Origin of the sequence: Pseudomonas thivervalensis (assembly GCF_001269655.1) — a bacterium.
Lineage (GTDB): Bacteria > Pseudomonadota > Gammaproteobacteria > Pseudomonadales > Pseudomonadaceae > Aquipseudomonas > Aquipseudomonas thivervalensis.
This window is the reverse complement of sequence record NZ_LHVE01000002.1, coordinates 386416-399230: the sequence shown is the minus strand read 5'-3', so window position 1 is coordinate 399230 and position 12815 is coordinate 386416. Positions and strand designations below refer to the sequence as shown.

The window sequence follows — 12815 nt, the reverse complement described above, 5'->3', positions numbered from 1 at the left end:
CGAACAGTTATCAAAATCCTGTGGCGAGGGAGCTTGCTCCCGCTCGGCTGCGCAGCAGCCGCAAATGGAACTCTCTTTTTTGGAAAGCAGTGGCGTCTGTAACAGGGGCGCTTCGCGCCCAGCGGGAGCAAGCTCCCTCGCCACAAAAACGGAGCACCGTTCAGCCACGGGGATGATGCTTGGCATGCAAGTCCTGCAACCGTGCCCGAGCCACATGGGTGTAGATTTGGGTGGTGGACAGGTCGCTATGGCCGAGCAGCATCTGCACCACCCGCAGGTCGGCACCGTGGTTGAGCAGGTGCGTGGCGAAGGCGTGGCGCAAGGTGTGGGGCGAGAGGGATTTGTTGATCCCGGCCACCTTGGCCTGGTGCTTGATGCGGTGCCAGAAGGTCTGGCGGGTCATCTGTTCGCCGCGCAGGCTGGGAAACAGCACATCGCTGGGACGCCCGCCCAGCAGTTCATGACGGGCGTCGCGCATGTAGCGCTCGACCCAGACAATCGCCTCCTCGCCCATCGGCACCAGGCGCTCCTTGCTGCCCTTGCCCATCACCCGCAATACGCCCTGGCGCAGGTTCACCTGCTCCAGGGTCAAGCTGATCAACTCGGTGACGCGCAGGCCGCAGGCATACAGGACTTCCAACATGGCCCGGTCGCGCTGACCGATGGCCTCGCTGAGGTCGGGTGCCGCCAGCAGCGCCTCCACATCGGCTTCCGACAGGGACTTGGGCAGCGGACGCCCCAGTTGCGGCATTTCCACGCGCAAGGTCGGGTCTACCGCAATCAATTTTTCCCGCAGCAAATAGCGATAGAAGCCACGCAGACCGGAGAGAAATCGCGCAGTCGAACGTGGTTTGTAGTTCTGCTCCAGGCGCCACGCCAAATGATCGAGGATCAACTCCCGGCCAGCAGTGACCAGTTCCAGGTGGTTTTCCTGCAACCAGCCGTTGAACAACGCCAGGTCGCTGCGGTAGGCACCGCGGGTGTTATCGGACAGCCCCTTCTCCAGCCACAGGGCGTCGAGAAACTGGTCTATCAGCGGATGATCGATGGCTGGCATAAAGACTCTTGAAGGATGCGGGCACACACGGCATCGAAATGGAAAATTAAGCTATGCAGGGTGCTCAAAGCGCAAATCGCAGGCAACAAAAAAGCAGCCCGCAGGCTGCTTTTTTTTGCATCGGAAGCTGGACTTAAGCCAGTTTTTCCTTGATGCGAGCTGCTTTACCCGACAGGTCACGCAGGTAGTACAGCTTGGCTTTACGTACGTCACCGCGACGCTTGACAGCCATGCTGTCGATTTGCGGGCTGTAGGTCTGGAAAGTACGCTCTACGCCAACACCGTTGGAGATTTTACGAACGGTGAATGCACTGTTCACGCCGCGGTTACGCTTGGCGATAACGACGCCTTCGAACGCTTGCAGACGGGAACGGTCGCCTTCCTTCACTTTCACCTGGACGACAATGGTGTCGCCTGGGGCAAAGGTAGGGATTTCTTTGGTCATCTGCTCTGCTTCGAGTGCAAGGATGATTTTGTTAGTCATGCTGTGCTCCTAAGGCAAGTCGTCGGACTCACCATCGATACGTTGTTAACTATCGTCCCGCTCGCGGATGTATTCCTCGAGCAGCTTCTTCTCTTCTCCAGAAAGCGAGCGGCTTTCCAGAAGATCGGCGCGTCGTTCGTAGGTCCGACCAAGGGACTGCTGCAAACGCCAACGCCGGATGTGCGCGTGGTTGCCACTTAGCAACACGTCGGGAACACGCTGATCCGCATACACCTCCGGTCGGGTGTAGTGCGGGCAATCCAGCAGACCATCCGTAAAGGAATCTTCCTCAGCGGAATCTGCATGCCCTAAAGCTCCAGGCAGCAGTCGTGTAACCGCATCGATCAGGACCATCGCCGGCAGCTCGCCGCCAGACAATACATAGTCGCCAATCGACCACTCTTCATCGACATGAGCTTCAATGAAACGCTCGTCAATGCCTTCATAACGGCCGGCAATCAGGATCAATGCATCCGAATTCGCCAGCTCGCGTACCGCCGACTGAGTCAGCTGGCGGCCTTGGGGCGACAGGTAGATCACCTTCGCACCCTCCCCGGCTGCCGTCCTGGCCTGAACCAGCGCATCTTCCAGGGGCTTGATTTTCATCACCATGCCCGGACCACCGCCAAACGGGCGATCGTCCACAGTGTGATGCCGATCCGTGGTGTAGTCCCGCGGATTCCAACAGGTGAGCTGCAACAGCTCCTGTTTCACCGCGCGGCTGGTTATGCCGTACTCGCTGATGGCGGAAAACATCTCGGGAAACAGCGTGATGACTTCAACGCGCAAATTAGCCACGTTTAGAAATCCGCATCCCATTCCACCTTCATCTCGCCTGCGGCAAGGTCGACGGCCAACACGCATTGCTCCGTATAGGGCAACAGGCGTTCGCGATCATCCAGGCTGCCGACGCAAGGCTTGACCACCATGACATCGTTCGAACCGGTCTCGAGCAGGTGATCGATTTTCCCGAGCAATTGCCCGAGGTGGTCAATGACCTTCAGACCCACCAGCTGGTACCAGTAGTACTCGCCGTCGGTCAGTTCAGGGAACAGGTTGCGCGGCACGCAGATCTCATAACCGGCCAGAAGACGCGCTTCTTCACGATCATCGAGACCCTTGAGCTTTGCGACCAGGAACTTGTCGTTCCCGCGTCCGCTGACCAGCTCCACCTGTTTCACGCTACCTTCGCACTTGAGCGTCCAGGTTTTGTAGTCCAACAGGTTCTTGATCGGATCAGTAAAGGAATACACCTTCACTTCGCCGCGAACGCCATGTACAGAATAGATCTTGCCGACAACGATCAAATCACCGGCATCTTTTGGCGTCGCGTTCATATTGCTCAGGCCGCGGCCTTAGCCGATTCCTTCAACAACTGAGCAACGCGCTCAGAAGGTTGTGCACCAACGCTCAGCCAGTAGGCTACGCGCTCTTGGTTCACGGACAGACGAACTTCCTGACCACGGGCAACAGGGTTGAAGAAACCAACCTGCTCCTTGTGGGAACCGTCACGCGGGTTGCGGCTGTCGGTTACGGTCAGGTGGTAAAACGGGCGCTTTTTGGAGCCGCCAAGGGCAAGACGGATTGTTAGCATGTGAACATCGTTCCTGTAGTCGGTGCTGCAAATCTAAATGCACAGCGGGCATAGGTGCCCGAAAGGCCGCATATTCTAAGGAATATCCGGACTTTTGCAAATGTCTTTTTCCGGCGCCTGGCGCCATGCGATCAAGATTTGCCATAGAGCCGTCATGAAAAACGGCAGGTCAGCTCCCGCGTAGCGCGGGTTTGCTGGAGATCCCCGCATCCGTGCGGGGCAACGCCGGCATGACAGCCGGCGCAGATTCTTTACATTTTCGGCATGCCGCCGCCGGGCAACATGCCGCCCATGCCGCGCATCATCTTGGCCATCCCGCCCTTGGCGGAGAATTTCTTCATCATCTTCTGCATCTGCTTGTGCTGCTTGATCAAGCGACCGATGTCCTGCACCTGGGTGCCGGAACCCATGGCGATACGGCGCTTGCGCGAACCGCTGATCAGCTCAGGGTCGCGGCGCTCGGCCGGGGTCATGGAGTTGATGATGGCTTCCATCTGCTTGAACTGCTTTTCAGCCGCGCCCTGGGCGTTGCCCATCTGCGCCAGGTTCACGCCACCGATGTTCGGCAGTTTGTCCATGAGGCCGCCAAGGCCGCCCATGTTCTTCATTTGTTGCAGCTGGTCGCGGAAGTCTTCGAGGTCGAAGCCCTTGCCCTTCTTCAGTTTCTTGGCCAGCTTGTCGGCCTTGTCCTTGTCGAGGGTCTGCTCGGCCTGTTCGATCAGGCTGAGCACGTCGCCCATGCCGAGGATGCGCGAGGCGATACGCTCGGGGTGGAACGGCTCGAGCGCTTCGCTCTTCTCGCCCATGCCGATGAACTTGATCGGCTTGCCAGTGATGGCACGCACCGACAGCGCGGCACCGCCACGGGCGTCACCGTCGACCTTGGTCAGGATCACGCCGGTCAGCGGCAGCGCATCACCAAATGCCTTGGCGGTGTTGGCCGCGTCCTGGCCGGTCATGGCATCGACCACGAACAGGGTTTCCACCGGGTTGATCGCGGCATGCAGCGCCTTGATCTCACCCATCATCTCTTCATCGATGTGCAGGCGACCGGCGGTATCGACGATGACCACGTCGATGAATTTCAGTTTTGCTTCTTTAATAGCCGCCTGGGCGATGTCCACCGGCTTCTGGCTCAGGTCGGACGGGAAGAACGTCACGCCGATGTCGTTGGCCAGGGTTTCCAGCTGCTTGATCGCCGCCGGACGGTAGATGTCCGCCGACACCACCATCACCGATTTCTTCTTGCGCTCCTTAAGGAAGCGCGCCAGCTTGCCGGCTGTCGTGGTCTTGCCCGCGCCCTGCAGGCCGGCCATCAGCACCACCGCTGGCGGTACGGCGCTCAGGTTGAGGTCTTCGTTGGCGGCGCCCATCAGGCTTTCGAGCTCGGCCTGGACGATCTTCACGAACGCCTGGCCCGGCGTCAGGCTGCGCGACACTTCGGTGCCGACGGCGCGTTCCTTGACCGAATTGACGAAGTCCTTGACCACCGGCAGGGCGACGTCGGCTTCGAGCAACGCCATGCGCACTTCGCGCAGGGTGTCTTTGATGTTGTCCTCGGTCAGTTTCGCCTTGCCGGTGACATGGCGCAGCGTCTGCGAGAGACGGTCGGTTAGGTTTTCAAACATGCGCGATCCTTTCAGGCCCAGATGAGACCGGGATAATGGCGGCCCAGACCGTGAAAAATGTGCTCGGCGAGCCTGCGGCGTGGGCAGGTCGCGGATTATAGCGAAGAAGCGTGCGGCGTACACCTTGCAGTAGTCTTTCGTGTAGAGGGGGTTCTATGCCAAACTCAGCGCCTTTCGGGCTTGCCTAACAGGATTTATGCTCCCCTTGTCACCCAGCTTGCTTGCCACCCTCGCCGCCGCTTGCCTTTATGCCGCTGCGACCCTCTATCAAGGCACCCGCCTGGCCACTGGCGCCAAGGCGAACAAACGCCTGCTGGTCACGCTTGGCGTGCTGGCCGTGCTCGGCCACGCGGCCAGCCTTTATACCCACCTGATGACGCCGATCGGCCTGGGCCTGGACTTTTTCAACGCCGCCAGCCTGATCGCCGTCGCCGTGATCGCCCTGACGCTGCTGGCCTGCTCGCGTATCCCGGTGGAAAACCTGCTGGTGCTGCTGTTCCCGCTGGGGCTGGCCACGGTGCTGCTGGCGCAGTTCGCGCCGTCGGGCACGGTGCAAATCATCGACGAAGAGCCGGGCATCCTCGCCCACATCCTGCTATCGATCCTCGCCTACGGCCTGTTCACCATCGCGGTGTTCCAGGCCCTGTTGCTGCTGGTGCAGGATCACCAGCTCAAGCACAAGCACCCGTCCGGGCTGATCCGCAACTTCCCGCCGCTGCAAACCATGGAGAGCCTGCTGTTCGGTTTCCTCTGGGCCGGCTGGACCCTGCTGTCGCTGTCGCTGATCTCCGGCTGGTTGTTCGTCGAGAACCTGTTCGCCCAGCACCTGGTGCACAAGACCCTGCTGGCCTGCCTGGCATGGGTCGTGTTCAGCGTGCTGTTGTGGGGCCGCAACCGCCTCGGCTGGCGTGGGCACAAAGCGATTCGCTGGACCCTGGCCGGTTTCTGCCTGCTGATGCTGGCGTACTTCGGCAGCAAGCTGGTCCGTGAATACATCCTGCATATCTGACGGACGGCCCTGATGGATACGTTGCCTGTAGCGCCGTTGTTCGCCGTGCTGGTGGTGCTGATCCTCTGGTCGGCCCTGTTCACGGCCATCGAAGCCGCCCAGCAGCACCTGCTGGCCCAGCGCACAGCCTCGCGCGCCAACGACAAACCGCTGGCGGCGCTGACCTTCCCGTTGCCCAGCCTGATCCTGTGCAATACCCTCTGTCGCGCCCTGGCCGTGGTCATCGGCACGTTGCTGGCGATTTTTACCTGGCTGGAAAACGGCCCGTGGGTCGCCTGGCTCGGCACCAGCGCCGCCCTGCTGGTGTTTGCCGACTACCTGCCGCGCACTTTGGCCAGCCGCCAGCCCGACGCGGTGCTGGCACTGGGCAATACCTTGCTAGGCATACCGCTGAAGATCCTCTATCCGTTTGCCTGGTTGTTGAATGGCGCCAGCCAGTTGTTGCTGCGCCCTTTCGCTCGCAAGCCCGGCATGGTGCAGCAGAGCGACGACGAAATGCCCGCGCCATCGCGTAGCGAGCAGGAATCCGAGCACGGCAGCGGCCGGCTGCATCCGATTTCCGGCATTCACGCCCTGGACAACATCACCGTCAACGATATCCTCGTGCCCCGCAGCGAGGTCGATGGGATCAACCTCGACGACCCCATTGGCGAGATCATCGAACAGTTGCGCCTGAACCGGCGTACCCGCCTGCCGGTATTCCACAGTGACATCAACCAGGTCGAAGCGGTGCTCAACACCCGCCAGATCCGTCATTTGCTGGCGGACGCGAGCCTGACCCAGGAAGCGCTGCTGACGGCCTCCCACGAGCCTTACTTCGTGCCCGAAAGCACGCCACTGCAACTGCAATTGCTGAATTTCCACAAGCAGCAGCGGCGCCTGGGCATGGTGGTGGACGAATACGGCGAAGTGCTGGGCATCGTCACCCTGGAAGACATCCTCGAAGAAATCGTCGGCGAATTCGAGAGCGAGCACAGCCTCGACAATCCCCACGTCCATCCCCAGCCCGATGGCCGCCTGATGATCGATGGCGCGGCGTCGATTCGTGAATTGAACAGGACCCTGGGTTGGCATCTGCCTTGCGACGGCCCCAAGACCCTCAACGGTCTGGTGACCGAAGCCCTGGAAACCATCCCCGAAAGCCCGGTATGCCTGAAAATCGGCCGTTACCGGCTGGAAATCATCGAGACCGTGGACAACCGCGTCAGCCAGGTGCTGGCGTGGCATAACAGCTCGGTGCCCACGGTTTCCTGAGTCCCCCGCTTGGACCAGGTACAGGTTGCCCCTGTGGCGAGGGAGCTTGCTCCCGCTGGGCTGCGTGTAGGAGCTGCCGAAGGCTGCGATCTTTTGATCTTGATCTTTCACTCCCGACTCAATTGTCTGGGACAAGATCGCAGCCTCGTTGCACTCGACAGCTCCTACACAGCTCCGACAGCGCAGCCCAGCGGGAGCAAGCTCCCTCGCCACAAAAAGCTCATCGCAAGCGCAGATATTGTGTGCCAGCGCTCTTGTTGATTCGTTAGCCCCCTTCCTATACTCAACCCGCTTACCCAGCCCCGCCCGAACCCCGTGCCTACCCCGCATCCGGCCGGTTCCGGCCAGACCATCGGCAAAATCCGCATCAGCCCTGGGACTGTTCCTACCCGAAACAGCGACGGGATACCCGCCCACATCCCTGGGGGTTCGACCATAATAATTCGCTCCAACGGAGCACATGACTGTCAGGGATAATCGCATGACGACCGCTACCTGCAACGAGGCTGTGCCTGCCCAGCCGACCAACTCGGCCACCCGCGTGGCGACCGCGAGTTTCATCGGCACCGCCATCGAGTTCTACGATTTCTACGTCTACGCCACCGCGGCGGCCTTGGTGATCGGGCCGGTGTTCTTCCCGCAAACCTCAGGCACGGCACAAATGCTGTCGTCCTTCCTGACGTTCGGCATCGCCTTCCTCGCCCGCCCGCTGGGTTCGGCGCTGTTCGGCCATTTCGGCGACCGGATCGGGCGCAAGTCCACGCTGGTGGCATCCTTGCTGCTGATGGGCGTGTGCACCACGCTCATTGGCGTGCTGCCCGGCTACGCCAGCATTGGCGCCTGGGCGCCGATATTGCTGTGCGTGCTGCGTTTCGGCCAGGGCCTGGGGTTGGGTGGCGAATGGGGCGGCGCGGCGCTGCTTGCCACCGAGAATGCGCCCAAGGGCAAACGCGCGTGGTTCGGCATGTTCCCCCAACTGGGGCCCTCCATCGGCTTCCTGGCGGCCAACGGGCTGTTCCTGACCCTGGCCATGAGCCTGGACGACGAGCAGTTCCGTGACTGGGGCTGGCGGATTCCGTTCCTGCTCAGTGCCGTACTGGTGATCGTCGGCCTCTATGTGCGGCTCAAGCTCCATGAAACCCCGGTGTTCGCCAATGCCGTGGCTCGCCAGGAGCGGGTCAAGGTGCCGTTGGTCGAGCTGTTCAGCCAATACTGGGCGCCGACGCTGCTGGGCGCGGCGGCGATGGTGGTGTGTTACGCGCTGTTCTACATCTCGACGGTGTTTTCCCTGAGCTACGGCGTGTCCACCCTCGGCTACAGCCGCGAGACGTTCCTGGGCCTGCTGTGCTTTGCCGTGCTGTTCATGGCCGCTGCTACTCCATTGTCCGCCTGGGCCAGCGACCGCTACGGCCGCAAACCGATCCTGATCATCGGCGGCCTGATGGCGATTGCCTCGGGCTTCCTCATGGAACCCTTGCTGACCCACGGTTCCACGGGCGGCGTGGCGCTGTTCCTGTGCATCGAGCTGTTCCTGATGGGGGTGACCTTCGCCCCGATGGGCGCCTTGTTGCCGGAGCTGTTTCCGACCCACGTACGGTATACCGGCGCCTCGGCGGCCTACAACCTGGGCGGCATCGTCGGCGCCTCGGCCGCGCCATTCTTCGCCCAGAAACTGGTGGCGATGGGCGGCTTGAGTTATGTCGGGGGCTATGTTTCAGCGGCGGCGCTGCTCAGCGTCATCGCCGTGTTGTGCTTGAAGGAAACGCGTCATAACGACTTGAACCGGGTCGCCTGACGCGCCTCCCGCAGGAGCTGCCGCAGGCTGCGATCTTTTGATCTTTCGCTTGAGACTCAAGCGTCAGGGGAAAGATCGCAGCCTCGCTTCGCTCGGCAGCTCCTACAGGGCAAAACCAGCCAATGAAATAACCGTTAACAATCCCCCACCATTGAAACCACCCCCCACCTGCCCCATCTAAGACCCATACCCCATTGCGCAGGTGCCCCATGAGCGACCAGCACTCTACTGAAGCCACTCACGAATACGCTGACTCCGAACACATCGAACACACCTCCTCCGGTACTGGCCTGGCCCTGCCCGGCCAGAACCTGCCGGACAAGGTCTACATCATCCCCATCCACAATCGCCCGTTCTTCCCGGCTCAAGTATTGCCGGTCATCGTCAATGAAGAACCGTGGGCCGAGACCTTGGAGCTGGTGGCCAAGTCCGAACATCATTCCCTGGCGCTGTTCTTCATGGACACGCCCCAGGAGGACCCGCGCCATTTCGATACGTCGAAACTGCCGCTGTACGGCACGCTGGTGAAGGTGCACCACGCCAGCCGGGAAGGCGGCAAACTGCAATTCGTCGCCCAGGGCCTGACCCGCGTACGCATCCGCACCTGGCTCAAGCACCATCGCCCACCGTACCTGGTGGAAGTCGAATACCCGCACCAGCCGAGCGAGCCGACCGACGAGGTCAAGGCCTACGGCATGGCGCTGATCAACGCGATCAAGGAACTGCTGCCGCTCAATCCGCTGTACAGCGAAGAGCTGAAGAACTACCTCAACCGCTTCAGCCCCAACGATCCTTCGCCGCTCACCGACTTTGCCGCCGCGCTCACCTCTGCCACCGGCAATGAGCTGCAGGAAGTGCTCGACTGCGTGCCCATGCTCAAGCGCATGGAGAAAGTGCTGCCGATGCTGCGCAAGGAAGTCGAAGTGGCGCGGTTGCAGAAAGAGATTTCCGCCGAGGTCAATAACAAGATCGGCGAACATCAGCGCCAGTTCTTCCTCAAGGAGCAGCTCAAGGTCATCCAGCAGGAACTGGGGCTGACCAAGGACGACCGCAGCGCCGACCTCGAACAGTTCGAGCAGCGACTGGAAGGCAAAGTGTTGCCTGCCCAAGCACAGAAGCGTATCGAAGAGGAGATGAACAAACTCTCGATCCTGGAAACCGGCTCGCCGGAATACGCCGTCACCCGCAATTACCTGGACTGGGCGACCTCGGTGCCATGGGGCGTGTATGGCCAGGACAAGCTCGACCTCAAGCATGCGCGCAAGGTGCTCGACCAGCACCACGCCGGCCTGGACGACATCAAGGACCGCATCCTCGAATTCCTCGCCGTCGGCGCCTACAAAGGCGAGATCAGCGGTTCCATCGTGCTGCTGGTGGGCCCGCCGGGTGTGGGCAAGACCAGTGTCGGCAAGTCCATCGCCGAATCCCTGGGCCGGCCGTTCTACCGCTTCAGCGTTGGCGGCATGCGCGATGAAGCCGAGATCAAGGGCCATCGGCGCACCTACATCGGCGCCCAGCCGGGCAAGCTGGTGCAGGCGCTCAAGGATGTCGAAGTGATGAACCCGGTGATCATGCTCGACGAAATCGACAAGATGGGCCAGAGCTACCAGGGCGACCCGGCCTCGGCCTTGCTGGAAACCCTCGACCCGGAACAGAACGTCGAATTCCTCGACCACTACCTGGACCTGCGCCTGGACCTGTCGAAAGTGCTCTTCGTGTGCACTGCCAACACCCTGGACTCGATCCCCGGCCCGCTGCTGGATCGGATGGAAGTAATCCGCCTGTCGGGCTACATCACCGAAGAAAAAGTCGCCATCGCCAAGCGCCACCTGTGGCCCAAGCAATTGGCCAAGGCCGGTGTGTCCAAGGGCAGCCTGAGCATCAACGACAGCGCCCTCAAGGCCCTGATCGACGGTTACGCCCGTGAGGCCGGGGTGCGACAGCTGGAGAAACAGCTGGGCAAACTGGTGCGCAAGGCGGTGATGAAGCTGATCGAAGAGCCGAAAGCGGTGATCAAGCTCGGGCCGAAGGATCTGGAGGCGTCCCTGGGCAAACCGGTGTTCCGCAACGAACAGGTGTTGTCCGGCGTCGGGGTGATCACCGGCCTGGCCTGGACCAGCATGGGCGGCGCGACCTTGCCGATCGAAGCGACGCGCATCCACACCCTCAATCGCGGCTTCAAGCTGACCGGGCAACTCGGTGAAGTGATGAAGGAGTCGGCGGAGATCGCCCACAGCTACGTCAGTTCGCACCTGAAGCAATTTGGCGGTGATCCGAAGTTCTTTGACGAAGCCTTCGTTCACCTGCACGTACCGGAAGGCGCCACGCCCAAGGACGGCCCGAGCGCCGGCGTCACCATGGCCAGCGCCTTGCTGTCCCTGGCCCGCAACCAGTCGCCGAAAAAAGGCGTGGCCATGACCGGCGAACTGACCCTCACCGGGCACGTCCTGCCGATTGGCGGCGTGCGCGAGAAGGTCATTGCGGCGCGCCGGCAGAAAATCAACGAACTGATCCTGCCGGAAGCCAACCGGGGCAACTTCGAAGAGCTGCCGGACTACCTCAAGGAAGGGGTCACGGTGCACTTTGCCAAGCGGTTTGCGGATGTGGCGAAGGTGTTGTTCTGATAGTCCTGTAGCGCCTGTGCTGCCGCCATCGCGAGCAGGCTCGCTCCCACAGAGGATTTGTGTTGTTCACAACATTTGTGATCCACACCACATCCCTGTGGGAGCGAGCCTGCTCGCGATGAGGCCCTCACAAACAACACATGCCCGCCTGACACACCCAGTAGCATCTTCGGTTATGCTCGCCGTTCGTCGTAAATGCCGGAGCCCTTATGTCCCTCACTCGCCTGCTCGTCCCCCTCAGCCTCGCCCTGCTGGGCGCCTGCGCCACGCAAACCAGCAACAACGTGACCGTGGAAAAACTGAGCCAGTGTCCGGTCAGGCTCAATAACGGACAGAACCTGATCCTGAGCTTGCCCAGCAACCCCAGCACCGGTTATCGCTGGGCGATCCAGGACTCGGCCGGCGGTGTGTTGAAAGGCTTGGGGCCGGAGGTCTATCGCAACCCGGAAGACGCCGGCATCGTTGGCGCAGCCGGTGTCTCGACCTGGCGCTTCCAGGCGTTCAACGCCGGCACCGGGCGCTTGCGCCTGACGTATCAACAGCCCTGGGCACCGGAAGTGCCGCCGGTGGAAACCTTCGACTGCGCCATCGCGGTGAACTGACCGTGGGTTGGCTGATCCTCGCACTGATGGGTGCGGCCACCTACCTGTACGGCCTGGCCATGCACGCCACGCTGCTGTGCCTGCTGGTCAAGCCCATGCCAGTGCTGGCCCTGCTCGGCTGGCTGCACGATGCGCCGCCCAGCGACTATCGGCGCTGGATCAGCCTCGGGCTGATTTTTTCCTTGGTGGGCGATGTATTGCTGGCCTGGCCGGGGGACCTGTTCGTGTTCGGCCTTGGCGCGTTTCTGCTGGCACACCTGGCCTACCTGAAAGCCTACCTCAGCGACTGCCGCCGCCCGGCGCAGCTCCCATTGGCCCTGGCCTTGGGCATCGGCGCGGTGCTGCTGGGGATTCTGGTCTCGAACGGTCTAGGACCATTGCTGGTGCCGGTGGTGATTTATGGCCTGGCCATCAGCGCCATGCTCTGGCGGGCGTTGGCGCGGCTGGGCACCGACGTGCCCAAGCGTTCGGCCTGGCTGGCCGCCGCCGGGGCGCTGGCGTTTGTGTTTTCCGACAGCCTGATCGGCATCAACCGGTTCGTGCAGCCTTTCCATGCCGCGCCCTACCTGATCATCATCAGTTACTGGCTGGGCCAATGGGGCATTACAGCGTCGGCGTTCCCGCAAAAGCAGCGCTAAACAGAGATTAAATGTGGGAGCGAGCTTGCTCGCGATAGCGGTGCGTCAGTCAGCATCTGCATCAACTGACGGACCGCTATCGCGAGCAAGCTCGCTCCCACAGGTTTTTTGGTTAAAATGCCGGCCTTTT

At 61.5% G+C, this 12815-nt stretch carries 12 protein-coding genes; 6 read left to right on the top strand and 6 right to left on the bottom strand.

All coding sequences use genetic code 11. From position 1 onward, the window contains the following. Positions 1 to 160 precede the first annotated feature (160 nt). The 6 genes from xerD to ffh all read right to left on the bottom strand — a co-directional run bounded on the left by xerD (position 161) and on the right by ffh (position 4763). A complete protein-coding gene (gene xerD / locus AD659_RS04450) occupies positions 161 to 1057 on the bottom strand; it encodes a site-specific tyrosine recombinase XerD (RefSeq protein ID WP_053118694.1) in 897 nt (298 codons plus the stop codon). 133 nt (positions 1058 to 1190) lie between these two features. After that, the gene (rplS, locus tag AD659_RS04445; protein WP_003175895.1) at positions 1191 to 1541 is read right to left on the bottom strand and encodes a 50S ribosomal protein L19; all 351 of its coding nucleotides are present in this window, start codon (positions 1539 to 1541) and stop codon (positions 1191 to 1193) included. 45 nt (positions 1542 to 1586) lie between these two features. Further along, positions 1587 to 2360 carry a tRNA (guanosine(37)-N1)-methyltransferase TrmD gene (trmD, locus tag AD659_RS04440; RefSeq protein ID WP_170845966.1) on the bottom strand — a complete coding sequence of 258 codons (774 nt, stop codon included), beginning with the start codon at positions 2358 to 2360 and terminating at the stop codon, positions 1587 to 1589. Beyond that, the gene (gene rimM, locus AD659_RS04435; protein ID WP_053118692.1) at positions 2342 to 2878 is read right to left on the bottom strand and encodes a ribosome maturation factor RimM; all 537 of its coding nucleotides are present in this window, start codon (positions 2876 to 2878) and stop codon (positions 2342 to 2344) included. The genes trmD and rimM overlap by 19 nt, the downstream gene beginning before the upstream one ends. A gap of 5 nt (positions 2879 to 2883) precedes the next feature. Continuing rightward, positions 2884 to 3135 carry a 30S ribosomal protein S16 gene (gene rpsP, locus AD659_RS04430; RefSeq protein ID WP_003198088.1) on the bottom strand — a complete coding sequence of 84 codons (252 nt, stop codon included), beginning with the start codon at positions 3133 to 3135 and terminating at the stop codon, positions 2884 to 2886. A gap of 251 nt (positions 3136 to 3386) precedes the next feature. Continuing rightward, positions 3387 to 4763, bottom strand: coding sequence for a signal recognition particle protein (ffh, locus tag AD659_RS04425; RefSeq protein WP_003198085.1), 1377 nt, complete (start codon positions 4761 to 4763; stop codon positions 3387 to 3389). 196 nt (positions 4764 to 4959) lie between these two features. Between ffh and AD659_RS04420 the strand changes: the two genes are divergently transcribed. From AD659_RS04420 to AD659_RS04395, 6 genes are all read left to right on the top strand, one after another. Beyond that, a complete protein-coding gene (locus AD659_RS04420; protein WP_053118690.1) occupies positions 4960 to 5772 on the top strand; it encodes a cytochrome C assembly family protein in 813 nt (270 codons plus the stop codon). 12 nt (positions 5773 to 5784) lie between these two features. Continuing rightward, positions 5785 to 7026 (top strand): HlyC/CorC family transporter, encoded by a 1242-nt coding sequence (locus tag AD659_RS04415; RefSeq protein WP_053118688.1) that lies wholly within the window; start codon positions 5785 to 5787, stop codon positions 7024 to 7026. A 481-nt stretch (positions 7027 to 7507) separates the two neighbouring features. Next, the gene (locus AD659_RS04410) at positions 7508 to 8821 is read left to right on the top strand and encodes an MFS transporter (protein WP_053118686.1); all 1314 of its coding nucleotides are present in this window, start codon (positions 7508 to 7510) and stop codon (positions 8819 to 8821) included. A 209-nt stretch (positions 8822 to 9030) separates the two neighbouring features. Continuing rightward, positions 9031 to 11445, top strand: a complete 2415-nt coding sequence (gene lon / locus AD659_RS04405; RefSeq protein WP_053118684.1) for an endopeptidase La — start codon at positions 9031 to 9033, stop codon at positions 11443 to 11445. A 209-nt stretch (positions 11446 to 11654) separates the two neighbouring features. Beyond that, on the top strand, positions 11655 to 12047 hold the full coding sequence (locus AD659_RS04400; RefSeq protein ID WP_053118682.1) for a protease inhibitor I42 family protein: 393 nt from the start codon (positions 11655 to 11657) through the stop codon (positions 12045 to 12047). A gap of 2 nt (positions 12048 to 12049) precedes the next feature. Continuing rightward, entirely contained in the window at positions 12050 to 12685 is a 636-nt protein-coding gene (locus tag AD659_RS04395; RefSeq protein WP_053118680.1) for a lysoplasmalogenase, read from the top strand. The last annotated feature ends 130 nt before the right edge of the window (positions 12686 to 12815 follow it).